Raw genomic sequence first — 24,771 nt, forward strand, 5'->3', positions numbered from 1 at the left:
TCAGTTACTTTAGGTTGTCGTTGCTCTGAGTGGCTGGAATTTTGCCTTAAAGGCTCTTGGCGTGTTGGGAAAATTATGGTGCACTAAACCAATAAAATAAATATTGCATTTACGTCTACGTAAAGTAATAGGTAACTGTTTTTCATAAATAATCATAATGATTTTTGAGGGGGGCTACATGAAAACTGTCAACTCATCGCGGTTAAAGTTGACGCTGCAGAGCAAGATGGTGCTGTTGACGCTGCTACCAATGGTGGTGCTTGCGTTGGTGCTGTCGCTGCTAGAAATACAAAGCTCTATGTCGCGGATCGAAGAAACATTAGTAGAACAGCGCGAGGTGCTGGTGGATGAGCGAGAGACCACGGTACGCTACTTGGTGGAATCGGCGCGCAATGCAATTTCGCACTTGGTTGGCAACCCAAATCTAAGCGAAGCCGAAGCCCAAGCCGAAGCTCAGAAAATCTTGCAAAACTTCCGTTTTGGCAATGAGAACTACGTCTTTGCTTTTAGCTATGATGGTACGGCAAAAGCGCTTGCTGCAGCGCCCCAGCGCATCGATACCGATATGTCAGGTATTACCGACAGTGAAGGCAATGCTTTTGTAGACGACCTTATAGAGCGTGCTCGCACCGGTAATGATAGCTTCTATGACTACCTGTGGATCAATCCAGCAACAGGAGAGACCGAACCCAAACACTCGCTTGCCATGCCAATACCCGAGTGGGACTGGATGATTGGTACAGGTATCTACCTAAGTGACATTGATGAGGGGCTGGAAGCTGTTGAGGCCCAGGCATGGCAAGAGTTTAAGCAAGACCAGTGGCAAAAAGGGCTGGTAGTTTTGCTGCTGCTTATCGCTGTGGGTGTATTAATGGCACTCTTAGTTCGTCGCGCACTGAGCCCGATACGCCATGCTGCCGCTGCAATGAACGATGTAGCCTCTGGTGAGGCCGACCTAACGAAGCGTCTGACCGTCGAGTCAAACGATGAGGTGGGTAACCTAGCCCGTCAGTTTAATGCCTTTGTTGAGCGTATCCAGCTCACGCTACAAGATGTTAGCCGTACAACGCAAAGTGTGCTGCAAGCCTCGCATGAGATTGACCAAGGTACGAATGAGTTGGCCAGCCGTACCGAGCAAGCTGCCGCTAATTTACAGCAAACCTCTTCCTCGGTAGAGGAGATTACCTCTACTGTGCACCACACGACCGAGGGAGCCGAGCAAGCGTCTCAGCTCTCCAATAGCGCTGTTGATGTGGCTCGCCAGGGCAATGCCGCTATGCAGCGGGTTGAAAGCACCATGGCTGAAATTGACCAATCAGCCACTCAGATTGGTGAAATTATTACCATGATGGATGCTATCGCTTTTCAAACAAATATATTGGCGCTAAATGCCTCTGTGGAGGCGGCACGAGCTGGTGAACATGGGCGCGGCTTTGCTGTAGTGGCTGAAGAGGTACGAAAGCTAGCGGGTCGCTCTAGCGAGGCGGCAGGTGAAATCCGTCAACTGATCGATAACTCCGTTAAACGTACCCGTGAGGGTAGTGAAATCGTGCATGATGCAGGAGCGACCATGCAGGAGATCGTTGAAAGCGTGACACGGGTCACCGATGTCATTGCCGAGATCAGCGCGGGTGCCCGTGAACAGAGTTCGGGCATTAGTGAGATCAATACAGCCGTTGCAGAAATGGATAGCATGACTCAGCAAAATGCGGCCATGGTGCAGCATAGTGCGGTGGCTGCCCAACAGTTGCGGGAGGGGACTGAGCGCCTATCCACTCTGCTAGCTGCGTTTGTGTTAGGCGATGAGGCTCCGTCGCCAGCGTTGCCTAGCCAGGCTTCAAGTGCTCTGCCCGCGACCAAACCCAAACCTTCAGCCCCTCAGGCCTCCAACCGTCAGCACGAACACGATGACTGGGATTCCTTCTAAGCGGCTAAGGCTGGCTTTACGCAAAGCTACTTTAGGCTCAGAGCTACGTTAAGCTCAGAAAAACAATCACCCAGCCCCTTGGCTGGGTGATTGTTTTTCAGCGTTACCTATTTTTTAACGGTGAGCTAATGACAGCGCATTGGGGCAGTTGATCACCTGGGAAGTAGCCAGCCACTCCTCATCTGGGTAGTAAGCAAACACATACTGGTTTTCTTTTAAGCTATCAATCAGCGGGTAAGTGACCGCTTCGCGCACGGCGGGGCAGCCGTGACTTCTGCCTAAGCGACCGGTTTGGGCAATAAAATCATCGCTGACGTAATCCGCACCGTGGATAACAATCGCCCGCTCAAAGGCCAGGTCATTCACTTCGGGTTCTAGCCCGTCTAGGCGCAGCGAATAACCGTTGCGCCCATAATAGCTGTTCATAGTGCGAAATAAGCCAATGCTGGATTGGTGGCTATCAGGCGTATTAGAGAAAGCGTTGGCCACTGCATCGCCTGACCCCTTGCCATGGGATACCAGCTCTTCAAACAGTAGCGTGTGTTGTTGAAGGTCAAACACCCACATGCGTGGCTCTGTGGAGGGTAGCGAGTAGTCAATGACGGCTAAGCGTTCGGCATAAGGGTCGGCGCAGTTAAGTGCCTGGGCAGCCAGGCGCAGTGCCTCAGGTGTAGCCCCCGGCGCTAGTTGAAGCAATTGGTGGTGAAGCGGAGAAACCCCACTGGGCGGAGCCGCTGCGATTTGCGAGAAAAAACTGGCCGCTTGAAGCGGGTAAGCAATTAATAAGAATGGTAAATAAAACAGTATATTGGTGATACGTGAACGAAAAATCATTGGGCGCTATCCTGCTTATAGTTTGACGATGGGTAAGTGTAAGCGGCTATGATGAGGCAGTGCGTACCGGTAACGGGAACAGCCTGTACGGCATCAAGTGATAAGAGTGAGACCGCACGACAACGCTGCATAGTAGCGCTGCATAGTAACGCAAGGAGACGCGATGAACGAGAATCAGCCACTCAGGCAATGGATGATGGGAGCCGCGTTCTGTTTTGCGTTGACCCAGCCGCTTTTTGCCACCGCCAACGAACCCAGTAGCGGCGCATTACAGCAAGCACTGGCGCAACATATCCAGCAGAGCGGGGAGGTACTGCCGGTAGGGTCATTTTACCAGCTGAGGGGTGGACAGCCTGCCTGGCAGACCCTCAGCCGTGTTGAAGCACTGGTTGATGCGCTGGATAGCCTGATGGATGATGGCTTGACACCGAGTGATTACCAAGCCGACTCGCTGCTGGATGACTTCCAGCTCAGCCAGCAGTTAGACGCCCAAGCAAAAGCAACCTTCGATGTGCGTGCGACCCGCTCTCTGCTACTGGCGCTGGATCATTTATCGCTGGGTAGAGTGAATCCAGGCGACGTTGAACCTAATTGGGATCTGCCACGCCCAGAGCGCAGTTACGCCCTTCTTCGGGTAGTTCAGGCAGTTGAAGAGGGGGATGTACAGCAGGCATTAGCTTATGCCCGCCCAGCATCCCCCGAATATGCCCAACTGCGCAAAGCGTTAGCGCATTACCGCCGTTTGGCAAAGCAGGGTAGCGTGCCTTACTTGCCCGGGCGTGAAGAGCCGCTTCGCCTTGGCGATATTGGTGACGATGTTCAAACACTACGCCAGCGTCTGACGCTATGGGGAGAACAAGGACTGCTAACGGCGGATAGCAGTGCTTACCCTATGATTGGAGTGGAGTCCTCCAGCAGTGACCGGCGCGCCTTCGACGGTGAGGTCGAAAGGGCAGTCAAGCGCTTCCAGCGGCGGCATCAGCTACAGGAGGATGGTGTGGTCGGTGAGCGCACCCGCCTTGCACTCAATATGCCCGTTACGGCACGGATCGATCAACTGCGCGTTAACCTTGAACGCGCCCGCTGGATTCGTCCTACGCAGCGGCCCGAGCCGCGGGTATGGGTGGATATCGCAGGCTACCGGCTACACTATATTCGCCCCAACGGAGAGCACTGGGACACTCGGGTGGTAGTGGGGACGCCCAGCCGTGAAACGCCGATTATCCACTCCGCCATTAGCCATTTAACGATCAATCCGAGCTGGACCATCCCGCCCACCATCATGCGTGAGGATGTGCTGCCACGGGTGCGACAGGATGTGGAGTATCTAACGCGACAGAATATTCAGGTAGTGAGCCTATCCGGTGAAGCGCTGGATGCGGAAGCAGTCGATTGGCAGCGCCCAGGCGGGGTGATGCTTCGCCAAGTGGCGGGCAGCAGTAACCCGCTTGGCCGAGTAGTCGTGCGCTTTCCCAATAACGATATGATCTACCTGCACGATACTCCGGCAAGAGGGCTGTTTCAGCGGGATCAGCGAGCGTTAAGTTCCGGGTGTGTCCGGGTGGAAGGCGTTACTGAGTTCGCGCAACTCTTGCTGCAGGATAGTGGCAGCCGTTACCAACTAAGCACGTTGATCAACAGTGGCCGTAGTGACCGTAATGTGAACCTGCCCACACGTATTCCCGTGGCACTGCACTACCTAACCGCCTGGCCCAATAGCCAGGGGGAAGTAGTGTTCAGGGAAGATATCTACCGCCGCGATGCCGCGCTGTTAGCGGCGCTCTCTAATGGAGCGGTATAGCAAGCGCCGCTACCAGTGACAAAAAAGCCGCCTTTCAGCAGGCGGCTTTTTGCGGCAAGAGCGAGGGCGGTTATTGGACACTCTCGTCGCTCTCATCCTCACGCTGGTAGTTGGCCACGCTGATGGTGCCGGTTTCACCGCTTTCGAGCGCCGCGAGCAGAGGCTCGGCTTGGCGCTGGAAGGCAATCAGCGTATCGCCGCTTAGGCTGGTGTTTTCAGGCAGCTCTACGGTCATGGCGTTCACCGGCGTGTTGTTCACAATGACTTCATAGTGCAGGTGGGGGCCGGTGCTGCGGCCGGTGTTGCCGGAGAGGGCAATACGCTCACCCATATTCACCCGCTCGCCTTGGCTAACCAGCGGCTGGGAGAGGTGCAGATAGCGAGTGCGGTAGCCGTTGTCATGGCGCACGACAATATAGCGCCCCGCTGCGTGATGATTACCGACACGCTCGACGCGACCATTGGCGGGCGCTGTAATAGGCGTGCCGATAGGCATCGCAAAGTCAGTGCCATTATGTGGGCTAACACGGCCGGTCACCGGATGCAGGCGGCGCGGGTTAAAGTGGGAACTCAGCCGGTAGTTGCCTTCAAACGGGCGGCGTGCAAACGCAGGGTCGAGACTGCCGCCTTCTGGGGTGTAGAAGTTGTCGTCGTTGGCATTACGAACCACGGTGAGATCCATACGCTCGCCGTCGTATTTCACCGCCAGTACACGGGAATCCAGTGTTTCCCCATCGAGCATATCGGACTCAACTAAGACCTGAAACTGATCCCCCCGGCGGCTGTCGCGGCGGAAGTCCAGCTTCTTTTCCAGCAGGCGAGTGAGTTCGGTAACCGAGCTGCTGCTCAGGCCGGTTGCTTGTGCCGAGCGCGCAAAGCTACCGCTGACACTACCGGCGTAGAGGCGCTGTACCGGTTCGCCTTGGCGTTCGATAGTCGTAATCGCATAGTGGTCGTTGTCACGCTCCAGCAGTACTCCCTCACGGGTAGTCTTCATCATGCGTAGGGAGAGCAAGCGACCATCTTCATCCAGCTGATAGTCGAAGCTGTGTCCTGCTCGCCAATGAGTCAACATGCGAGGGTTGGGTAGATCATCCAGTAAGGATAATACTTCGCTATAACCCAGCCCCAGTTCATTTTGTGCTAGAACGGCGAAAGTTTCGCCAGGCTCAACGATGTGCGTTTTCCACTCAGGGACAAATGGCTCGTCTGCCGCAAGCTCAAGCTCAAGAAAGGAGACATCGTCGTCGTAAAGCTCTACACCATAATCTTCGTAAGAAGTGGCATCTGCGATGTCGACGGGGTCGTCGATATTGAGCATGCCGCTTGTCAGGGTGCCAACCACAATGGCTATGTGAAGGGCACCATCGTCTAGCGCCGCTTCTGGCTGCGCTATGCTGGACTCCTCGGCTTCGCTCGCCATGGAGGCTTCCGCGCTGGTAACAACGTCTAGGTCAACGACCTCGGTAGCGGTTAATTCGTTTAGGGGGATATGTTCACGGGTAGCATCGAGCGCGCGAGAGGCGCGGTCAATGGCTTCTGTAACGGGCGTTCGCTCCTGATGAAGCGAAGGCACGCCGGGGGTTGAGTCGCTGGGTAGCGGAACCAGCACGCTCTCCACGGAAGCCTGGGGTTGGTTTAAGTCATGATAGGTTGTGATGAGTTTTTGTGCGCCCAGCACAGTGACCATGGTGGCCACGGGTAACAACAATAATTTATGCGTGCGGGGCAGCGAATGAAGGATTCGCAACATGGGTAAACGGGCCGCCAAGTTCGTGAAATAAAATTAACATAAAAGTAAGCAAACTCGGAAACCATACCCCATGAAAGCAGGGGTGAATAGACTGTACATCTATACACAAAACGAACTTCCGCTGAAAAACGGAATTATTCGACGATAGTGAAGTTTTAAGAACGCTGTTTGCTAATAAAAGTAATGATAAGTGCGCGTGTTTCCGCTCAGTGCCCGCCATCGGTTGTTTTAAATCGTAGACAAAAATTGCTCATATCGAAAGAGTTATACAGTTTTCGTATAGGTTAAAAGGCTTTTCCTTCCTCCTATGTCCTTGATGAGCTGCCAAGTAGTACCTAGTAGCGCCTAAGTGGAGAATCTAAACTAAAACCTCAGTACATACGATGCTAATAATTTAGATAATTGGGGCAGCGCTAACGTTAATGAACAGTATTTTTGTAATTTTTTGTGTTTTAGGGTGGGTGATGCGCCGCCTTTGCTAGCAGCCGTTTGTGCAATATTTATCAGTGAACGGGTACTCAGCGCTATTTCCTGGCATCCTAGTGAAGTTTTTTCGAAGATGAAGCGGACTGTTTCGCTGTTTAGCGTCGAGGAAATCGAAATGTCTCGGGTAACACTTGCACAGTGGCAGATGCTGGCCGCCGTGGTGGACCACGGTGGATTTGCACGAGCGGCAGAGGCGATCCATAAAAGCCCCTCCACGCTTAATCATGCGGTTCATAAATTAGAAGAGCAACTAGGCATTCAGGTGCTAGAGCCGGTAGGTCGGCAGGTGCGCTTAACCGAAGCAGGCGAGCTGCTGCTACGCCGAGCGCGCCAGTTGATCGAGAGTGCAGCCTCGTTGGAAGATGTTGCTTCACGGCTTGCTGCCGGGTTAGAGGCGGAAGTGGTCGTTGCGATTGACCAGATTTTTCCAGCGGCAGCGCAAGCAAAAGCGCTGGATTGCTTTTCGGAAACCTACCCGCAGGTAAGGGTGCAACTGCATGAGAGCGTGCTCAATGGCGGCACCGAAATGCTCTACGATGGCCGGGCGGATTTAGTCGTCACCGGTATTGAAGCCCAAGGCTTTTTAGGTGAGCCACTGGTGAACGTCCGCTTTGTAGCGGTGGCGCATCCAAGCCACGCGCTCCATCAGCTAGGGCGTTCATTAGATCTGCGTGATCTTGCCCAGCATCGCCAGTTGGTGGTGCGTGACTCGGCGCTGCGCCAATCCACCAATGCTGGCTGGTTAAAGGCCGAACAGCGTTGGACGGTCAGCCATGTGGGCACCTCACTGGATATGCTGAAGCGCGGGCTAGGGTTTGCCTGGATACCAGAGACCCGCATTGCCGATGAGTTGGCAAGCGGGCAGCTCAAACCGCTGCCGCTAAGTGCCGGTGCTATCCGCGAGGTGCCCGTGCAGCTGATCTTTCGTGACCGTGATCGAGCTGGCCCTGCGGCACACGCCATGGCTGACGCATTAAGGCGGGCAGTAAATGAGGTGTGCGAGCAACATTCGATTCCCTCGAATGAACAGCCGTAAAACATGCGCTTGAGCCTAACCCATGCGGGAGTATGCTGAACGTTAATTGCATTATAAAACGTTCAAGATAGGAGACGCCCGATGGGACTGCTTGTAAACGGTGAGTGGGTTGATCAGTGGTACGACACTAAAAAGCATGGTGGCGAGTTTGTACGCGAGTCCGCGCAACTGCGCGATTGGGTGGGCAGTAGTGAAGAGTCGCAAGGCGACAGTTATCCGGCGCAGGCGGATCGCTATCACCTGTATGTATCGCTCGCCTGCCCCTGGGCGCACCGTGCGCTTATTATGCGCAAACTGAAAGGGTTGGAATCGCTGATAGGCACTTCCCACGTCAGCCCGCTAATGCTGGATAACGGCTGGACCTATCACCAGGAGGAAGGCTCCAGCGGTGACCCGGTTAACCACGTAGAGTTCCACCACCAGCTCTATACCATGACCAACCCGACCTACACGGGGCGGGTAACGGTACCGGTGCTATGGGACAAACAGCGTAGCGCTATCGTCAACAATGAGTCCGCTGACCTACTGCGTATCTTTAACGTGGCCTTCGACGAGCTGACCGGTAATGACCTGGATTTTTACCCGGAAGATTTGCGTAGCGTTATCGATGAAGTGAACGATGACGTGTACGACCATATCAACAACGGCGTTTACAAATCTGGCTTTGCCACTGATCAGCAGGTCTACGAAAAGCACGTGACGGCGCTGTTTGACGCGCTGGAACGCATTGAGAAGCGGCTGTCAGAGCAGCGCTACCTGGCGGGTGAGTGGCTCACCGAAGCGGATATTCGGCTCTTCACGACATTGATTCGCTTCGACGCGGTTTACTTTGGCCACTTCAAATGCAACTTCAAGCGCATAGAGGATTACCCGAATCTCTCCAACTATGTGCGTGAGCTGTACCAGTGGCCGGGCGTGGCGGAAACCGTCAATATGGATCACATCAAGCGCCACTATTATTACAGCCACGACACGATTAACCCCACGCGCATTGTGCCAGCGGGGCCGCTGCTGGACTTTATGCGCCCGCATGACCGGGAGCGTCTACCAGGGCAGGGTATACGCCGCCGCTAAGCACGGCTTGCAGGATACGCAAAAGGGCCACTGCGAACGGGTGGCCCTTTCCATATCAGTTCCGTGTCAGTAACGCGCTTAGCAGTAATGAAGTGAGCGTCAGGTTACTCGTTGGCGTCCACTGCTTCGCGCGTCGTCTGCCAAGCGCTCTTTGCGCCCTCTTTGGTGGTTTGCCAGGCATCCCGAGCGTTAGCTTTGGTTTGCTCCCACCAATCTCGGTCATACGTCGGGAACGACTCCACTTCTTCAGCGGTAGCGTTCAGCATGATGCGGTGCTCGGTATCACCATCGTCCTCGGTGTGCGTCTCAAGGGTGAATTGGTCGGTTTCCACGACGATCTCGCGACCGCCTAGGCCAAGTACCGCACCGCTTTCAATCACGAGGGCGGAAATACGCATCTCTTCATCAAACAGAATGTCGTCGACTTCGCCGATCTCTTCGCCTGATCCATTGGCAAAAAACACGTCCGCATCAAGAATATCGTCGGCGGCGTACATGCCTTGAGGCTCTGTTTGCGCCTGAACGCCAAAGGCCATACCGCTCAACAGGGCCGTTGTCATCGCTGTGATAAGAACTGATTTACGCATAGCTTCTCTCCATGTAGCTATAACCCATGTAGCTATAATAAGTGGTTGTAGAAGGTGGCTGTAAAAGGTGGCGCTTTGCGCTCGACAGGGTTAGCGCATTTTAACCGCTGGGGCCAATGCACCAGAAAGGGGTGGTGACCTTACAGCCCGTTTGCCCAATCATCAGCGCGACGCTCCGCTTCTTCGCGTTCCAGGCCGTACTTCTGCTGTAACTTGCCAACTAGCTGATCTTTTTTGCCGCCAATTTGTGTTAGCTCGTCGTCTGTTAGTTCACCCCAGCTAGCGCGAGCTTTACCCTTCATTTCAGTCCATCTGCCTTCAATCTGATCCCAGTTCATGTGCATCACTCCTTGAAGTTCGTGAACGCCATCAGGCATCTCTTAGGTTAGAAGACATATACATAAGTGCAAGCCGGGGTATTGATGTGGGTTAAATTAAAAAGACTGGTCAGAACCTATTGGCGGTGTTAGGATGCGCCCTCCTCGCATGTGTTGACCCCTCCATCACGACGATAAACGTTCTTCGCCGTAGCCGAGCAGAAACCGCCACGCTATGCAGAAACGTTTGCGGGAACATCTCACTGACTGCAGATGTTCATTGCTGTGAAGATGGCGCGCCTCCAGTATTTCACCAAACGGGTGAAATCGGCGCAGAAGGTCGCCACAGCGGTTGGCCCGCATGAGCGGTGTTGCCAACCGGATGCTAGGTGCGACCGGCGTCTCCGACTCCACTGATGACGATATCCGCTCTGCGGAGCCTTGTTTTTTGGTACGCACTGTTACGCGCGCCAGGAAACAGAGTCAGAGACGCTTACGATGTTTTTTGCCGGTACAGCCGGCCTACCAAGGTGTGATTAATGACCTCGACTTCTGTCGCCTCGCCGAGCTTCGGCGATCTGGCTCTTTTGCCTGCCGTTCTGTCTGCTGTTGAAGCACAGGGCTATGAAATCCCTTCGCCGATCCAGGCGCAGACCATTCCTGCGTTGCTGGAAGGCCGCGATATGCTGGGCCAAGCACAAACCGGTACCGGTAAAACCGCTGCTTTTGCACTGCCGCTGCTGTCGCGTCTCGACATGCAGCGCCGCGAGCCCCAAGTGTTGGTGCTTGCTCCCACCCGCGAACTTGCCCAGCAGGTCGCTGTTTCCTTTAGTAAATATGGCCAAAACCTGCAGGGCTTGGAAGTTGCTACCCTGTGCGGCGGCCAAGAGTACCGTGAACAGTTAGGCGCGCTAAAGCGCGGTGCCCAAGTGGTAGTGGGCACGCCGGGCCGTGTGATTGACCACCTGGACCGTGGCAGCCTGAAGCTGGACGGCCTCTCTGCGCTAGTGCTGGACGAAGCCGACGAAATGCTTCGCATGGGCTTTATCGACGACGTCAAACGCGTGGTTGCCGATACCCCGAAAGATGCCCAGCGTGTGTTCTTCTCGGCCACCCTGCCGACGGAAATTGAGCGCATCGTCAACCGCTACTTGGTTAACCCGGTGAAGGTAGCGATTGAATCGCGTACCACCACGGGTGAAAACATTGAGCAGCGCCTGGTTCGCGTTGACGGTGGCGCCAAGCTAGAAGCGCTGTCGCGCATCCTGGAAGTAGAGCCGGTGGATGCCGCGATTGTCTTCGTGCGCACTCGTGCGGCGTGTACCACGCTGGTCGAGCAGTTGACCGCTCGCGGTGTCAACGCCGCCGGCCTGTCCGGTGACCTGGACCAGAGCCTGCGCGAGCGTACGATTACTCGCTTGAAGCGTGGCAAAGTCGACGTGCTGATTGCCACCGACGTAGCGGCCCGTGGCCTTGACGTTCCGCGCATCACCCACGTCATCAACTACGACCTGCCCCAGGATGCGGAAGCCTACACACACCGTATCGGTCGTACCGGTCGTGCGGGCCGTAGCGGTATCGCGATCACTTTCGCCGGTTTCCGTGAAGGCCGCAAAGTCGGCTGGATGGAGCAGGCTACCGGTCAGAAAATGACCGAAATGCCGCTGCCCGACGAAGCCGCTATCCGCGCCCACCGTGATGAAGTATTCCATCATCGTGTTGTTGCCGCGCTGACCAAAGGCGCCGAAGAGCAGCGCGCCCTGGTCGAGCGTCTGGTGGAAGAAGGCCACGATGCCGTCGAGCTGGCCTGTGCGTTTGCCGCCATGGCCCGCGCCGACGAAGCGCCGATTGGCCGCTTGCAGGCACCGCGTAAAGAGCGTGCTCCGCGTGATGGCGCACCGGGCAAGCCGGGTGGCGCTCGTCGCGAACGCTCCAGCGCGCCCAGCGAAGGCATGACCCGCTACCGCGTCTCCGTTGGCCATAAAGACGGCGTGAAGCCTGGCCAACTGGTAGGCGCGTTGGCGAATGAAGGTGGCATCGAAGGTGCGCGTATCGGTCGTATCGATATCCGTAACGCTTTCTCCGTGGTCGAGCTGCCCAGCGGCCTGCCTTCTACGATTCTGGCGAAAATGGCTCGTGCCCGTGTGGCTGGCCGCCCGCTGGAAATCAGTGAAGACCGTGCGCCTGAGCGTGCACCGCGCCGCCGCCGTGACGATGGTGACGCACCGGTTCGCCGCCGCGAGCGTGCGTAACTCAGTCTTGGGCACTTAACATCGCCTAACGTTTGAGTCACGTCGATCCCCCTATGCCACTGGCCCTGAGCCAACTGGCGTAGGGGGATTTTTTTTGGCTACGCTATAGCCACCTCACTTTAATCGTCACAAGGAGTTCGCATGGACGCTGCACTACATGAATGGGACCTCTCGCCCAAGCAGGCGATTGCGCTGCAGTCGCAGCTCGCCAAGCAGCTGGAGAGCCGTGACCGCATTGACCCGGTGACGTATATCGCGGGGGTAGATATTGGCTTTGAAGAGAGTGGGGCAGTGACTCGTGCGGCGGTGGTCGTGGTGAAGTGGTCGCCAGAAGAGACCCCGCAACTACCGGTGGTGGAGCAGGTGGTGCATCGCGAACCCACCCGCATGCCCTATATTCCAGGGCTGCTCTCGTTCCGTGAAATCCCTGCCGCGCTGGGCGCGTTCGCCAAGTTAACCACCCAGCCGCAGCTGGTGATGGTCGATGGCCAAGGTATCGCCCATCCTCGGCGGCTTGGCGTGGCGGCGCATTTGGGGCTATGGCTGGACCTACCCACCATCGGTATCGCCAAGTCGCGGCTGACCGGCAGGCACGACGAAGTTGGTGAGGCAAAAGGGGACTGGGTGCCGCTGATGGACGGGCAAGAAGTAATTGGGGCGGTACTACGCTCCCGAGCTAACGTAAAGCCGGTATTCGTCTCGCCAGGGCACCGGCTAACGTTGGCAACGTCCCTTGAGTGGGTAGTGCGCTGCCTAGGCACAACCAAGCTACCAGAGCCGACCCGCTTAGCGGATCGGCTGGCGTCGCGGCGAGATCAAAAGAAGCGTTAAATAAAGCCGATAAAGCGCTGCAGCAGGCTAGTGGCCTCCGGCGTCTCGCGAATCTCATTGAGCAGTTGGTCCGGGTCGTCACCCTGGTCACGCAGGGCGGCGCGCTGGCGTTCAATGTAGGCGCGCATAACCGAAGGCGAAAACTCAGGGTGGAACTGCACGCTCCACTGCCGTGGCCCGTAGCGCAGCGCTTGGTGGGCATCGTGGCTGTTGTGGGCCAATATTGTTGCGCCAGGGGGGAGCTGCATCACCGACTGGGCGTGGGTGAGGTGGGCGGGAAAGTGTCCCGGTAGCTGGCTAAAGAGCGGGTCCTGCAAGCCTGCTTGGGTTAAGCGCACAGCCCGCGTGCCTGACTCTCGGCCAGCGGGGTGGTAGTCGCTAATACCGCCAAAGGCGGACGCCATTAGCTGGTGACCATAACACACACCCAGCAGCGGCAGGTTATCGGCTAACGCCTGCTGCAACCAGGGCTTCAGCGCCTCACTCCAGGGCGGCTGCTCGCTCACCATGCTATGCGAACCGGTAATCACGGCACCCGCCATCTCTTCGGGTGGGGTGGCGCTGAGCCGTGCATCCCATACGCTTAGCGTTAAGTGCGCCGGCAAGGCATCGCCCAGCCGCTGAATGAATAGCTGCTCAAAATCACCGTGTTGGTCGACCACTTCAGGGAAGGCATCCCCGGTTTTGATAATGACTAAACAGGCCATGGCATTCTCGTTGTCGTGTCGCGGCTGAGGAAAGATAGCCGAAAGAGGGCTTTCCGCTGTAAGCTGGAACATCTCACGCTATTATCGTTTTACCATACATTAGGAGCTTGATATGCAACAGATTACTCGCGCAGGGCAGCCGATGGATGTGGCCGGTACGCTGCCTGCCGTTGGCCAAGCTGCCCCGGCGATGACGCTGACCAACAGCGACCTGGAAGATGTCACGCTGGACACCTACCAAGGCAAACGTAAAGTGTTGAACATTATACCCAGTGTGGACACGCCTACCTGTGCGATGTCTACCCGGCGGTTTAATGAACTGGCCTCCAGCCTGCAAGATACCGTTGTATTGGTGGTTTCGGCTGACCTGCCGTTCGCCGCCAAGCGCTTTTGCGGTGCTGAGGGGCTGGATAACGTTGAGACGCTCTCCACCTTCCGCCATCGGGAGTTCCAGGAAGCCTGGGGAGTGGCGCTGTGTAACAACAACATGGAAGGGCTGTGCGCCCGTGCCGTGGTGGTACTGGATGCGGACAACCGCGTACTACACAGCGAGCTGGTGGCTGAGCTGAAAAACGAGCCGGATTACGAGGCGGCACTGGCGGCGCTCAACAGCTAGTCCGTTCGCGATTTTTCTTGGCAGCCGCCACCAGCGCGCTAATCAAGCGCTGCTGGGGGCGGTTGAAGATCAGCCATTCCGGGTGCCACTGTACGCCAATTAGAAAGTCGTGGGCTTCGGACTCAATTCCCTGCACAAGCCCGTCCCTATCCCGGGCAACAATCTTAATGCCTTTTCCTGCGTGGTTAACGGCCTGATGGTGGAGGCTATTGACCCGGCACCAAGTCACGCCGAGCAGTTGATAAAGCTTGCTGCCACCGACAATATCCACCGTTTTACGGGGCAGCACGGTACGCCGCCGCTTCAGGCCCTCGTGGGTAGTGTAAATATCGGGGTCCAGCGTGCCGCCTAAATGCACATTGATGAGCTGGGCACCTCGGCAAATGCCGAGCACCGGCGTATTTTGTGGAATAAAGCGGTTCAGCAGGTTTAACTCCAGCTCGTCACGGGCAGGGTCCAAACGCACGTCTAGCTGCACCTCGCTACCATAAAGGTGCGCTTGTATATCATCGCCACCGCCGATAATCAGCCCATCCAGATGCTCGGGCATCGGGCGGGAGGGGGAAAGGCGCAGCGGCTTACCGCCGTGGCGCCAGACGGCAAACCAGTCAAAGCACCAGGCAAGCTGGCTTTTGTAATCCGACGTGGTAATTCCGATCAGCGGTCGAGCCATGCAGATAGCGTCTCGTTGTTCCGTAAAGGTGAAAAAGTGGCGTGAACAAATGGCGGCAGGTCTAAGACGCACCGAAGGGGCCGAGCAGTTTGGCTTTTAAACGCGCCCACCAGGGTTTGCTGTGTTCTGCCACATACTCATCGCAGCGCGCGCGCAGCACCTCCGTATTCGCCGCTAGCTTTTCCACCTCCACCCAGCGGTTCCACTCTACGACAGACCCCCAACCCGGTTGGGAAAGCTGTGCGTTAGGCAGCCGGTAGTGAAAGGTGGGGCGCGGCTTGGTCAATTCGCCATGCAACAGTTCATGGGGATGGTCGGGGCGTAAATAGGCAAACAGCGGTAGCAGATCCAGTTCCCGGTTGCGGGTAGGGTTGTGCTGCAGGTAGTCGTTAATAAAGGTATCTAGGTCTGGCTGGTAGCGGGCATCCATCACCTTCAAGGCGTACTCTTTATGGAACGGGTTGGCGTGGGGCAGCACTTCACGGGTGATATCCACCTTAATCTCTTCGCGCAGCCAACTAGCCAGCAATAGATAGGCGCGCATCATCGCTAGCAGGTACTCTACATCTAGCTGCTCGACTTCAGGGTTAAGGTGCAAGCCAAACCCATAGAGCAAGCTGGCATCCGTGCCCTTGGCGCCTTTCTCCCGCAGCGCTTCAAAAAGCGTATCGAGTGTTTCCAGCTCATCCCAGGGTACCGGCGGGCATACAATTTCTGTGGGCACCAGGCCGGTTACCATATCGCCAATCAGCTCGCGGGTTTTTTGATGGAACTCTATCCGTCGCTGGTGCTGCTGGCGCGCCCACTCACTGTCGATTTCACGGTGCTCTTCCAGCAGCGCTTTATCGGGGTGGGCGTACTGGGTATCCAGTTCAATGCCAAACTCCCCCCAACGCGTGCCCTCCACCTGTAGCCGATGGGGGCTTACCACGTTAAGCTCCCCACCAAACAGGGTGCGTACCAGCTCGGCGGTGTCGCGGGGCGGCAGCCCGGCGAACTCGATTTCAACGCCGACGCAGCGTGGTTGGCCATCTTTATTTAAGCGGTTAGGTGGGGCTTGCAGCGTCATCTCGGTATCCTTGAGGTGAACGTTTGAAAAGTCAGCCTATCATAATCACGCGGTAAGGCTGAGCGTCTTCAACAAAGTAAATGTTAATTACCGGTATCTGTAGCCGGTTTATGTTGGGAGTGGCGTGTGCGACAGCACTGGATAATCAAAATCATCGTAGGCGTGGCGCTCGGCATGCTGTTCAGCGCAACGGCACTAGGGCAGGGGGTTTCCTTACCTAACCTGGCTGGCGGCGACTCGTCAGAGCAACCCGAGGTAAGCAATGAAGAGTTCCAGCGGTCGCTGAATGATGTGATCTCCATGCTGGAGAACGAGGAGCAGCGTACCGCGCTGCTCGCATCGTTGCGGGAGCTACAGGTAAGCACCAGTGCTACTGAGGACGATGGCGTAGTACGTCAAGGGCTACTGGGGGCACTGGCCGATACCCTAACCGACATTGGCGAGCAGGCCCAGGCGGGGGGCTCGCCTATTGATGAGTGGTCGCGCCAGTTGGTGCAAGGGGCAGAGGATTTACGCGCCTTAAATGATGGCGCGGACCAAGGGGAGGCTATCCGTGCGGTCGCTGACGGGGCCGTGCTGGCCTTTGTATGGAGCGTGCTGCTGGTGGTGATGATTGCCTTCGGGCGCTTGGTAGCCACTCGCCGCCACTGGCCGTTAGACCTTCCCCGCGACCCCAAGGCATGGCTGCTGGCGGTCCACTTTTTGCGCCGTATGCTGCCGTGGACGCTGGCATTTGCGATTACTCTGGGGATTGGTCAAGTTCTGCCCTATAGCCCGGGCCGGGCTGTGGTCTTGGTGGTGGCGTATATCTGCCTCTGCGGCCGTGCACTCTCGGTGGTGTTTGAAACCGTGATTGCCTTCTTCAGCCGAGGGCATCGCTTTCCTGCGGTGCAGGTGCTACAGCATAAAGCGTTGCGGGGGCTGTTTGTCATTGGTGCGCTGATTGCCCTGGGCGATGCGGTGAACTCCACGCGTTTGGTAGAGCTGCTTGGGGCTGAACTCTCTAGCCTCGTCTCGGTGCTGGCGAATATGCTGGCGGCGCTATTATCCGCCCGCTTTATCTTTAAATTCCAGCGGCCGATACGCCACCTGATTTGCAATCGGCCCTATAAGCAGCGTCGCGATGCCAGCACCGCCGTTGAAATGATTCGCGCCCTGGGCGGGCTTTGGCATATCCCCGCGCTATTAATGGTGGGCGGCTCGCTGCTGGCCATCTTTATTACCGTGGGCGATGTGGGTACGGCGCTGGCGCGCTCGATTGTGTCCGCCAGCCTGCTGGTATTGACGCTAGTGGTCACCGGGCTGTTGCGCCGCCAATCAGAGCGGCTTAACAAGCGACGCCACCGCCGCCGCTTCAGCCAATATCGCAAGCGCCTAGAGCGCTTTGGCTTTGTGCTGGCGCATCTATGCGCGTGGATGGTGTTTGCCGAACTCTCCATGCAGGTATGGGGCGGCTCGTTGTTTGGGCTTGGCCAGCAGGCGGTGGCTAGTGCCCGAATCGGGCAGGCGTTGGTAAGCCTGGGGGCCACGGTTTTGCTGGCATGGCTGGTGTGGATCTTTGCCGACACCGCGATTCAGCGGGCGTTAACTTCCTCGGCACGCTCCCGTGGGCGGCGGGTGAATCAGGCGCGGGCGCAAACCATTACTCCTATGATCCGCAACGTCATTTTTGTCACTATTTTGATCATTGCGGTGATCGCGGGGCTAGCCAACCTCGGGGTTAATGTGACGCCGCTGCTGGCGGGTGCCGGTGTGATCGGTCTGGCGATCGGTTTTGGTGCCCAAACGCTGGTGCAGGATTTAATCACCGGTATTTTCATCCTCATCGAAGACTCGCTGGCGGTGGACGACTTCGTGCAGATCAACGGTCATATGGGCACGGTGGAGGGCTTAACGCTACGCACGGTGCGGCTAAGAGACCTCGATGGCGTGGTGCATATCATCACCTTTAGCCGCATTGAGTCGATCCACAATATGTCCCGCCAGTTTGGCATTGCCTTGATGCGTATCCGTATTCCCTACGATATGAAAATCGACGATGCAATTACCCTCATGCAGGAGACTGCCCAGGAGCTGCGCAAAGACCCGATGATGCGCCACTATATTTGGTCGCCGCTGGAAATGCAGGGTGTACAGGGCTTTGAAGAGGGCTGCCCGATTTTACGGATGCGCTTTCGTACCGCGCCGGAAATGCAGTGGGATGTGGCCCGTGCCTTTAACCTGCTGCTGAAGCAGCGGATGGAAGCCCAAGAGATTGACCTGGGCGTACCGCGCTTGAGTGTCAGTATGGAAGCGCGCTCTGAGTCGCGTATGGAAGATACCTCTGGCACCGATGTGAGCCTGGAACAAGGCGGAGAGGAGGCGCCCTCTACCCAGGAAGAGACACCGAAAAAGCCGGCACCGCCTAAACCCGCGCCGCGTCCTACCCAGCGGGAGATACGCCAGGATGAGCGGGAGCGCTCCGGTGCTTCACCTCATGCTAAGCCCCAGGCTCAGGGCAAACCCCAGCGCGAGGCCTATGCCCGCCCCCACGGTGAAAACGGCGACGATTAACCAGGGGCCGCGCAGCCGGCGCCAGCGGTTGTAAAGCGAGACCGCGTGGCTCACGCGGTCAACCAGTTCATCGTGGCGTGAAATCGCGTTGTCTGGCGGCATGGAGAAGTCGTTGGCCACATCGCCCTGCCAGTGGGCGCCATGGGTGAGGCCCAGCCGGGCCCGCAGGCAGCCGATATCACTTAATGTAGTGTGCAGAGCGTCGTAGGTTTCCCGGTGCGCTTCAACCGCTAGTACCGAGGTGGCATCCTGGCGTAGCGCGCTGTTTGGGCAGCGGGCTACGGCGCTTTTAATCTGCTGTTCATTCGCACCAGGCGAAAGGTCTAGGCGTTGATACAGGTCGCGCATAGTCCAGGCTATCTCTCCTCGAACGGTATTCTCGGTGGTTGGGGGGCTCATCAGTAAGTTTGCATCAGGTAATCATAAGCATTTTTAATTCTTTGAAAACGTGCCGATGCCAGTGCTACCTGATGCTCGCTCTCCGAATAGTAGCGATCCGGGTGGTGTAATTGGGCCATGCGCCGGTAGGCGCGGCGCACGTCAGTTTTGCTAGCGCCAGGCGTCAGCCCCAGAACGGCCAGGGCCCGCGTAGTGCGGTCAGGCGGTGGCGGTCTGCTTCGCTGCTGTTGGCGCCTTCGCGCCTCTTCCTGGCGGGCTTGCTCTTGGCGCTGGCGCTCTTGTCGGGCCTGTTCCTGGCGGGCTTGTTCTGCTTTGGCCTGTTCTGCCCGCGCTTTCGCACGGCGTGTGTCCTCTTTTTGCTGCTGTTTCTCCTGCTGCCTCTGCTTCTTTTCCTGCTGTTTATCCGCTTTGGCCCGCTGCTGCTGTTCTTCCTGGGCTTGCGACGCTTTTTCGCGCTGGGCGGCTTCCGCTTCCTCTTTGGCCTTTTGGGCGTAATACGCCGGGTCGTGGGTTTGCCAGTAGGCGTCGCGGCTGGGGTCTTCCGGTGGTCGTAAAGGTTTGCCGGTCAGCTCCTGGAAAAGCGTGCCCAGGGTAGCGGGGGAGACGTTTAACAGGTCGGCCAAAAAGCGCAGGATATAGTGATTAGCCAGCGAAATATCGCCATCATCCGTCGCCACGGTAATCGCCTGGTGCATCACGCTTAGGCTACGCTCTTTTGAGCACTCCTTGCGTACCACTTCGGCGGCCAGTTGGATGGCATGGAGGTCTTGGCTGTGGGCAATGCTCATCACCGGCCCCAGCTCGTGCCCGTGGCGGAACTGCGCCGTCACTTGGGCCAAGCGGCGCCGCCGCTGGCCTTCCGAGACGTGCTGGCGGTGTACCAACACCCAGCCCAGCAGTAGCAGTGTAGCCGTATCCACTTGGCTGCGGCTTTTTAGCAGCAGCAGCTCAAAGGGTGAAAAACGGGCGATGGACATTCCCTAGCTCCAAGGCGAAGAAGTAAACCGTAGCCATGCTGCAGCAGGCCACTATAGTGAATTAGCCATGGTATATCATCGTGTTTGGCAATGAAGTAGGAGATTAGTGAGGTGATCAATGTCGAGCGTAAAAACAGCTTCCAACTGCGCCTATCGCGGCGGCTAAAAGAAGAAACCTCGCATACGCTTGATGTGTATCTGTTTGTGCCCAAAGAGCTGGGCCTAAGCACCCATGTGATCTCCGAAGAGGCATTTTATCACGGTGCCATTAGCGTCTCGCGTACCTACTACAGCGATGAGTACCATTTACCGTTAGTACACAGCCGGTTGGCAAGCCGTAACCAGTTGGGGAGTGACTCCTACCGGCTGAGCCTCAGCCTCTACGCCTACCAGTACGTAGGCGCGCTGGAGCGTACCACCCAAGCGATGTTGGCGGATGCCCGTAAGCTCCGCCGGGAGCCGTTGGATGACCAGCCCGCTAGAGAGGAAAAATCTGCCGCGTTGGGTGAGCAACTTATTGAAATGAGCGACTTGAGCGACGGCATTTTAAAACGCCTGCGCCGCAACCCGCCCAACGACGAACGGCTATATAAGTACTTTGCCAATATCGATAACTATCTCTCCTGGTTTACCGAGCAGCAGCTACTGGCTCTGGTAGCGCACATGCCCCGAGGCGGGCAGTTTAGTGACATCAAGCGGCGATTTATTACGGTTTGCCAGCGGGAAGCGGCGTATCGGCAGGCGCAAGAGTATAACGCCGAGCGGGTGGTAGAAGACCCTACCCGTATGTCCAATAAAATGCGCCTGCTGCGGCGGCTGATTGAGCACCCTATCACCCTCAAGCAGCGCGCCCTGGAGCTGGGAAGCGGCGAGCAAAAAGCGGTGAAGGCACTGGCCACGGCGGTGGTCATGGCGTTTGTCTCGCTGGGCGTGCTGCAGCTACGCAGTGCTCTGGGGGATATCACCGCGCTGTTTGTGCTGGCCATGGCGCTGCTTTATGCACTGCGGGAAGTCTTTAAGGATGACTTGCGTAATACTCTCTGGCGCTGGTTACGCCGTGGCCGCCCGAAATGGCGCCGCCAGTATATTGATCCAACCCGTAACGTGTTGGTAGGGCGGCAGTTGGAGTGGTTCGACTACAAGCGCTACTCCGCCCTGGATGATGATATCCAGCAGATGCGGCGGCGCACCGTGGCCCAGCGGGACGAAGTGGTGATGCACTACCGCTCCAGCTCGCGCATGTCGCCCACGCGCTTTCTCAGTGGTTACGAACACACCCGGGAAACGCTGCATATCGACCTCTCTATGCTGACCCGCCTCATGAGCAAGGAGAAGCACCACATCTACCGTTTGAAAGAGGGGCAGGCGGTGCGCGAAAGCGTCCAGCGTCGCCACCTGTTCAACCTTGTGGTGCGCGAAACCGGTAGCGAAGATTCCCCTTACCTAGCGCGCTGGAAAGTCGTTGTCAGCCGCTCGGGTATCGTGGATGTAGAACGCGTGGCGGAAAACACCGATAACTAATCTCTGCGGCACGACATTGAACATGCGACTAAAAACTAATAAGTAAGCGTTTACTCTAATCACGTAAACGTTTACTTTTTGCCCAGGCGCCGGTCGAAACGGCTGGTGAAGTCATACACGAACACGCTTGGGAGAGAGCGATGACACTGCGAGTCACCGTGTGGGGCGAAAACGTCCACGAGCAAACCAACGAGGTGGTAGCGCGCATTTATCCTACCGGCATGCACCAGTGCATCGCCGATGGGTTGAATGAGGCAGAAGGAATGTCGGCCACTGCCGTGACGCTGCAAGACCCAGAACAAGGGCTCAGCGAAGAGACGCTGGAGAATACCGACGTGCTGCTGTGGTGGGGCCACGCCGCCCACGGCGACGTGCTGGAAGAGACCGTTGATCGCGTGCAAAAGCGCGTGCTGCAGGGCATGGGCTTGATCGTGCTGCACTCCGGCCACTACTCCAAAATCTTCAAACGGCTGATGGGCACCACCTGCTCGCTGAAATGGCGGGAAGCCGGCGAGCGCGAGCGCCTTTGGGTCGTTAATCCTGGCCACCCCATCGTGCAGGGCCTGGGAGATTATCTGGAACTGCCCCATACCGAAATGTACGGCGAGCCCTTTGCGGTGCCCAACCCGGATGAGGTGATCTTTATCAGCGCCTTTGAAGGCGGCGAAGTATTCCGTTCCGGCCTGACCTATAAGCGCGGTAACGGCAAGATTTTCTACTTCCGCCCTGGCCATGAAACCTACCCGATCTACTACGACGAGCAGGTGAAGCGGGTACTCAAAAATGCCGTTGTCTGGGCGCAGCCGGAAGGCTCCCGTTGGATCGACAGCTGCCCCAACGTGCCCGCCGACCAGGCGCCCAACCCGGTCGAGATCAAAGGCGAAAGCTTGCATAAACCCGGTGAGGAGGGCTTCAAATGATCCGTTTAGCGATTATTGGCGCAGGCAGCATGGCGGGCGAACACGCCAAGCACTATGGCCGCATCGAAGGCGTTGAGGTCGTGGCCGTATGCGACCGCGATTATCCAAAAGCCCAGGCGTTTGCCGAGCGCCACGGCATTGCCGATGTGTATCAAGACCTGGACGCCATGCTGGCCCGGGACGATATCCACGCGGTGAGCAACGTCACCCCGGATGGCGTGCACAAGGTCACGTCGCTGGCCGCCATTGCCGCAGGTAAACATATCCTGTGCGAAAAGCCCCTGGCCACCAACGCCGAGGATGCCCATGAGATGGCCGCCGCCGCCAAGGCTGCCAACGTCATCAACATGGTCAACCTGAGCTACCGGGATGCCCCCGCCATTCAGCACGCCCGCGCGCTCGTCACCGGCGGCGCCATTGGCACCGTGCGCCATGTAGACGCCAGCTACCGCCAAAGCTGGCTGGTCAGCAACGCCTGGGGCCGCTGGGACCAGGAGAGCCAGTGGCTGTGGCGGCTCTCGGAAGCCCACGGTAGTAAAGGCGTGCTGGGCGATGTTGGTGTGCACATCGTCGATTTCGCCAGCTTCCCGGTGGGCGATATCACCCGCGTCAACTGCGAGCTTACCTGCTTCGATAAAGCGCCGGATAACCGCATTGGCGACTACGTGCTGGACGCCAACGACACCGCGCTAATGCGCGTGCGCTTTGCTAATGGTGCTATGGGGACCATTCAGGCGACCCGCTGGGCCACCGGCCATCACAACTCGCTAACGCTGAGCGTCCACGGCGATAAAGGCGCGATTCGTGTGGATCTGGATGCCTCCAAAGACGAAGTACAGGTATGCCTGAACGATGACGTGCATCCTGCCCGCTGGAGCACGGTCAAAGCGCCGCCTACGCCCAGCATTTATCAGCGCTTTATCGAGAGCATTCGCACGGGGGAGAACGACCAGCCTGATTTTGCCCGCGGTGCGGCCATTCAAACCGTGCTGGACGCCTGCTTTGTGTCCAGCTTGGAGGACCGCAGCCTGGCGATTGCTAGTTAGGTATTGTCATGCTCACGCATCCATAACGTAAGACAACCAATAACAATACGAGGACTCCACGATGCGCCATACCCTGAAAACACCGCTGCTACTTATGACCCTGCTGCCCACGGCGCTGCCTGCGATGGCCGCCGAGATCACCGTTGCCTGCGGCGACGGTGGGGCGGCGGATTTTTGCCCGGAGCTATCTCAGCGCTGGGCCGAGGCCAACGGCCATCAGGTCAATATCGTCACCACGCCTGCGTCGGCCACCGAAAAACTGTCGCTCTATCAACAGCTGTTGGGCAGCCAGTCACAGGATGTTGATGTGCTGATGGTGGATATCGTCTGGCCGGGCCTGCTGGCTGAGCACTTGGTGGATTTGCACGATTACCTGCCGGAGGGCGCAGCGGAAGGTTTTATTCCCTCGCTAATGGAGAACAACACCGTGCAGGGCAAGCTGGTCGCGTTGCCGTGGTTTACCGATGCCGGACTGCTCTACTACCGCCACGACCTGCTTGAGCAGTACGACGCTGACGTGCCGCAGACCTGGCAAGCGCTGACCGATACCGCCCGACGCATTCAAAACGCCGAGCGGGAAGCGGGCAACGAGCGCATGCATGGTTTCGTCTTTCAAGGGCGCGCCTACGAAGGGCTGACCACCAACGCGCTGGAGTGGGTGGCCAGCTACGGCGGCGGCACCTTTGTGGATGCCGAGGGGCAGGTCACGGTGAACAATCCCCAGGCGGTGGAAGCCCTGGCGCTGGCGGCCTCTTGGGTGGGGGATATTAGCCCGGAGGGCGTGCGTAACTACATGGAAGAGGAAGCCCGCGGCGTTTTCCAGGCGGGCAACGCGGTGTTTATGCGCAACTGGCCTTATGTCTGGTCGCTGGGGCAAGCGGACGGCACGCCCATCCAGAACAAGTTCAGCGTGGCGCCGCTGCCCAGCGGGCCGGAAGGGCAGTCAGTAGCGACCTTGGGCGGCTGGAACTGGGCGGTCTCCCGCTATTCGGATGAGCCGCAGGCAGCCGCCGACCTGGTCGCTTATCTCACCGCCGAAGCCCAGCAAAAAGCTCACGCCATCGAGTTTGGCCGTAACCCAACACGCCCAGCACTCTATGAAGACGAAGAGGTACTGGCCGCGCATCCGTTTATTGGCGAGCTGTATGAAACGGTGATGAACGGCGTGCCGCGCCCGGCCAGCGTCACCGGCGATGCCTACCCGCGTGTTTCCAACGCGATCTTCAACCGCGTTCACGATGCGCTGTCCGGCAGCGTCACGCCGGAGCAGGCGGTGCAGCAGTTGGATAGCGAGCTGGCGCGACTAGGGCGGCGTGGCTGGTAGCGTTGATGGCTCTGCAGGCTGTGCAGTCAGCGATTTTCGGCCCCGCTTTTTGTACAATCAGGGCCCGA

The 24,771-nt window shown here is 57.5% G+C and carries 21 protein-coding genes; 12 read left to right on the top strand and 9 right to left on the bottom strand.

The window, feature by feature from the left end; all coding sequences use genetic code 11:
- Positions 1 to 178: 178 nt before the first annotated feature.
- Positions 179 to 1,927 carry a methyl-accepting chemotaxis protein gene (locus tag LG300_RS03390; protein ID WP_404377012.1) on the top strand — a complete coding sequence of 583 codons (1,749 nt, stop codon included), beginning with the start codon at positions 179 to 181 and terminating at the stop codon, positions 1,925 to 1,927.
- A 114-nt stretch (positions 1,928 to 2,041) separates the two neighbouring features.
- Here the strand turns inward: LG300_RS03390 and LG300_RS03395 are convergent, their stop codons facing one another.
- On the bottom strand, positions 2,042 to 2,761 hold the full coding sequence (locus LG300_RS03395) for a murein L,D-transpeptidase catalytic domain family protein (protein WP_404377013.1): 720 nt from the start codon (positions 2,759 to 2,761) through the stop codon (positions 2,042 to 2,044).
- A gap of 163 nt (positions 2,762 to 2,924) precedes the next feature.
- Here LG300_RS03395 and LG300_RS03400 point away from each other — a divergent pair, with 163 nt between their 5' ends.
- On the top strand, positions 2,925 to 4,562 hold the full coding sequence (locus tag LG300_RS03400) for a murein L,D-transpeptidase (protein ID WP_404377014.1): 1,638 nt from the start codon (positions 2,925 to 2,927) through the stop codon (positions 4,560 to 4,562).
- A gap of 70 nt (positions 4,563 to 4,632) precedes the next feature.
- Here the strand turns inward: LG300_RS03400 and LG300_RS03405 are convergent, their stop codons facing one another.
- Positions 4,633 to 6,315: a peptidoglycan DD-metalloendopeptidase family protein gene (locus LG300_RS03405; RefSeq protein WP_404377015.1), complete on the bottom strand. Its 1,683-nt coding sequence runs from the start codon at positions 6,313 to 6,315 to the stop codon at positions 4,633 to 4,635.
- Between the two features lie 601 nt (positions 6,316 to 6,916).
- On the opposite strand from LG300_RS03405, the gene LG300_RS03410 reads away from it, so the two are divergent.
- Both LG300_RS03410 and LG300_RS03415 read left to right on the top strand, forming a co-directional pair.
- Positions 6,917 to 7,837: a LysR family transcriptional regulator gene (locus LG300_RS03410; RefSeq protein ID WP_404377970.1), complete on the top strand. Its 921-nt coding sequence runs from the start codon at positions 6,917 to 6,919 to the stop codon at positions 7,835 to 7,837.
- Between the two features lie 81 nt (positions 7,838 to 7,918).
- Complete coding sequence (locus tag LG300_RS03415) at positions 7,919 to 8,911, top strand: glutathione S-transferase family protein (protein WP_404377016.1); 993 nt, start codon at positions 7,919 to 7,921, stop codon at positions 8,909 to 8,911.
- Positions 8,912 to 9,015: 104 nt separating this feature from the next.
- Here LG300_RS03415 and LG300_RS03420 read toward each other — a convergent pair whose 3' ends face one another.
- Both LG300_RS03420 and LG300_RS03425 read right to left on the bottom strand, forming a co-directional pair.
- On the bottom strand, positions 9,016 to 9,498 hold the full coding sequence (locus tag LG300_RS03420; protein ID WP_404377017.1) for a PRC-barrel domain-containing protein: 483 nt from the start codon (positions 9,496 to 9,498) through the stop codon (positions 9,016 to 9,018).
- A 140-nt stretch (positions 9,499 to 9,638) separates the two neighbouring features.
- Positions 9,639 to 9,836, bottom strand: coding sequence for a CsbD family protein (locus LG300_RS03425; protein WP_253016862.1), 198 nt, complete (start codon positions 9,834 to 9,836; stop codon positions 9,639 to 9,641).
- A gap of 518 nt (positions 9,837 to 10,354) precedes the next feature.
- Between LG300_RS03425 and LG300_RS03430 the strand changes: the two genes are divergently transcribed.
- Together LG300_RS03430 and nfi are read left to right on the top strand one after the other, a co-directional pair.
- Positions 10,355 to 12,067, top strand: coding sequence for a DEAD/DEAH box helicase (locus LG300_RS03430; protein ID WP_404377018.1), 1,713 nt, complete (start codon positions 10,355 to 10,357; stop codon positions 12,065 to 12,067).
- 141 nt (positions 12,068 to 12,208) lie between these two features.
- The gene (nfi, locus tag LG300_RS03435; protein WP_404377019.1) at positions 12,209 to 12,898 is read left to right on the top strand and encodes a deoxyribonuclease V; all 690 of its coding nucleotides are present in this window, start codon (positions 12,209 to 12,211) and stop codon (positions 12,896 to 12,898) included.
- Here nfi and LG300_RS03440 read toward each other — a convergent pair.
- Positions 12,895 to 13,605: a glutamine amidotransferase gene (locus LG300_RS03440; protein ID WP_404377020.1), complete on the bottom strand. Its 711-nt coding sequence runs from the start codon at positions 13,603 to 13,605 to the stop codon at positions 12,895 to 12,897. The genes nfi and LG300_RS03440 overlap by 4 nt on opposite strands.
- 112 nt (positions 13,606 to 13,717) lie before the next feature.
- Here LG300_RS03440 and tpx point away from each other — a divergent pair, with 112 nt between their 5' ends.
- Positions 13,718 to 14,221 (top strand): thiol peroxidase, encoded by a 504-nt coding sequence (gene tpx / locus LG300_RS03445; protein WP_404377021.1) that lies wholly within the window; start codon positions 13,718 to 13,720, stop codon positions 14,219 to 14,221.
- On the opposite strand, the gene LG300_RS03450 is transcribed toward tpx, so the two are convergent.
- Both LG300_RS03450 and LG300_RS03455 read right to left on the bottom strand, forming a co-directional pair.
- Positions 14,211 to 14,894, bottom strand: a complete 684-nt coding sequence (locus LG300_RS03450; protein WP_404377022.1) for a gamma-glutamyl-gamma-aminobutyrate hydrolase family protein — start codon at positions 14,892 to 14,894, stop codon at positions 14,211 to 14,213. The two genes, tpx and LG300_RS03450, sit on opposite strands and share 11 nt — an antisense overlap.
- A gap of 61 nt (positions 14,895 to 14,955) precedes the next feature.
- Positions 14,956 to 15,963 carry an amidoligase family protein gene (locus LG300_RS03455; RefSeq protein WP_404377023.1) on the bottom strand — a complete coding sequence of 336 codons (1,008 nt, stop codon included), beginning with the start codon at positions 15,961 to 15,963 and terminating at the stop codon, positions 14,956 to 14,958.
- Positions 15,964 to 16,089: 126 nt separating this feature from the next.
- On the opposite strand from LG300_RS03455, the gene LG300_RS03460 reads away from it, so the two are divergent.
- Entirely contained in the window at positions 16,090 to 18,516 is a 2,427-nt protein-coding gene (locus tag LG300_RS03460; protein ID WP_404377024.1) for a mechanosensitive ion channel domain-containing protein, read from the top strand.
- Here the strand turns inward: LG300_RS03460 and LG300_RS03465 are convergent.
- A complete protein-coding gene (locus LG300_RS03465; RefSeq protein ID WP_404377025.1) occupies positions 18,433 to 18,915 on the bottom strand; it encodes a hypothetical protein in 483 nt (160 codons plus the stop codon). The two genes, LG300_RS03460 and LG300_RS03465, sit on opposite strands and share 84 nt — an antisense overlap.
- A complete protein-coding gene (locus tag LG300_RS03470) occupies positions 18,915 to 19,892 on the bottom strand; it encodes a J domain-containing protein (protein ID WP_404377026.1) in 978 nt (325 codons plus the stop codon). Before LG300_RS03470 ends, LG300_RS03465 begins: the two co-directional genes overlap by 1 nt.
- Positions 19,893 to 20,003: 111 nt before the next feature.
- Between LG300_RS03470 and LG300_RS03475 the strand changes: the two genes are divergently transcribed.
- The 4 genes from LG300_RS03475 to LG300_RS03490 all read left to right on the top strand — a co-directional run bounded on the left by LG300_RS03475 (position 20,004) and on the right by LG300_RS03490 (position 24,703).
- On the top strand, positions 20,004 to 21,413 hold the full coding sequence (locus LG300_RS03475) for a hypothetical protein (RefSeq protein ID WP_404377027.1): 1,410 nt from the start codon (positions 20,004 to 20,006) through the stop codon (positions 21,411 to 21,413).
- Between the two features lie 140 nt (positions 21,414 to 21,553).
- A complete protein-coding gene (locus LG300_RS03480) occupies positions 21,554 to 22,333 on the top strand; it encodes a ThuA domain-containing protein (protein ID WP_404377028.1) in 780 nt (259 codons plus the stop codon).
- Positions 22,330 to 23,379, top strand: coding sequence for a Gfo/Idh/MocA family protein (locus tag LG300_RS03485; protein ID WP_404377029.1), 1,050 nt, complete (start codon positions 22,330 to 22,332; stop codon positions 23,377 to 23,379). Before LG300_RS03480 ends, LG300_RS03485 begins: the two co-directional genes overlap by 4 nt.
- A 61-nt stretch (positions 23,380 to 23,440) precedes the next feature.
- Complete coding sequence (locus tag LG300_RS03490; RefSeq protein ID WP_404377030.1) at positions 23,441 to 24,703, top strand: ABC transporter substrate-binding protein; 1,263 nt, start codon at positions 23,441 to 23,443, stop codon at positions 24,701 to 24,703.
- Positions 24,704 to 24,771 lie beyond the last annotated feature (68 nt).

The organism is Vreelandella aquamarina, assembly GCF_044805175.1.
Taxonomy (GTDB): Bacteria; Pseudomonadota; Gammaproteobacteria; order Pseudomonadales; family Halomonadaceae; genus Vreelandella; species Vreelandella aquamarina_B.

Excerpts from the sequence above, each read along its gene's own strand:
- LG300_RS03390 (WP_404377012.1), top strand. The coding sequence starts at position 179 with ATGAAAACTGTCAACTCATCGCGGTTAAAGTTGACGCTGCAGAGCAAG.
- LG300_RS03395 (WP_404377013.1), bottom strand. The coding sequence starts at position 2,761 with ATGATTTTTCGTTCACGTATCACCAATATACTGTTTTATTTACCATTC.
- LG300_RS03400 (WP_404377014.1), top strand. The coding sequence starts at position 2,925 with ATGAACGAGAATCAGCCACTCAGGCAATGGATGATGGGAGCCGCGTTC.
- LG300_RS03405 (WP_404377015.1), bottom strand. The coding sequence starts at position 6,315 with ATGTTGCGAATCCTTCATTCGCTGCCCCGCACGCATAAATTATTGTTG.
- LG300_RS03410 (WP_404377970.1), top strand. The coding sequence starts at position 6,917 with ATGTCTCGGGTAACACTTGCACAGTGGCAGATGCTGGCCGCCGTGGTG.
- LG300_RS03415 (WP_404377016.1), top strand. The coding sequence starts at position 7,919 with ATGGGACTGCTTGTAAACGGTGAGTGGGTTGATCAGTGGTACGACACT.
- LG300_RS03420 (WP_404377017.1), bottom strand. The coding sequence starts at position 9,498 with ATGCGTAAATCAGTTCTTATCACAGCGATGACAACGGCCCTGTTGAGC.
- LG300_RS03425 (WP_253016862.1), bottom strand. The coding sequence starts at position 9,836 with ATGAACTGGGATCAGATTGAAGGCAGATGGACTGAAATGAAGGGTAAA.
- LG300_RS03430 (WP_404377018.1), top strand. The coding sequence starts at position 10,355 with ATGACCTCGACTTCTGTCGCCTCGCCGAGCTTCGGCGATCTGGCTCTT.
- nfi (WP_404377019.1), top strand. The coding sequence starts at position 12,209 with ATGGACGCTGCACTACATGAATGGGACCTCTCGCCCAAGCAGGCGATT.
- LG300_RS03440 (WP_404377020.1), bottom strand. The coding sequence starts at position 13,605 with ATGGCCTGTTTAGTCATTATCAAAACCGGGGATGCCTTCCCTGAAGTG.
- tpx (WP_404377021.1), top strand. The coding sequence starts at position 13,718 with ATGCAACAGATTACTCGCGCAGGGCAGCCGATGGATGTGGCCGGTACG.
- LG300_RS03450 (WP_404377022.1), bottom strand. The coding sequence starts at position 14,894 with ATGGCTCGACCGCTGATCGGAATTACCACGTCGGATTACAAAAGCCAG.
- LG300_RS03455 (WP_404377023.1), bottom strand. The coding sequence starts at position 15,963 with ATGACGCTGCAAGCCCCACCTAACCGCTTAAATAAAGATGGCCAACCA.
- LG300_RS03465 (WP_404377025.1), bottom strand. The coding sequence starts at position 18,915 with ATGAGCCCCCCAACCACCGAGAATACCGTTCGAGGAGAGATAGCCTGG.
- LG300_RS03470 (WP_404377026.1), bottom strand. The coding sequence starts at position 19,892 with ATGTCCATCGCCCGTTTTTCACCCTTTGAGCTGCTGCTGCTAAAAAGC.
- LG300_RS03480 (WP_404377028.1), top strand. The coding sequence starts at position 21,554 with ATGACACTGCGAGTCACCGTGTGGGGCGAAAACGTCCACGAGCAAACC.
- LG300_RS03485 (WP_404377029.1), top strand. The coding sequence starts at position 22,330 with ATGATCCGTTTAGCGATTATTGGCGCAGGCAGCATGGCGGGCGAACAC.
- LG300_RS03490 (WP_404377030.1), top strand. The coding sequence starts at position 23,441 with ATGCGCCATACCCTGAAAACACCGCTGCTACTTATGACCCTGCTGCCC.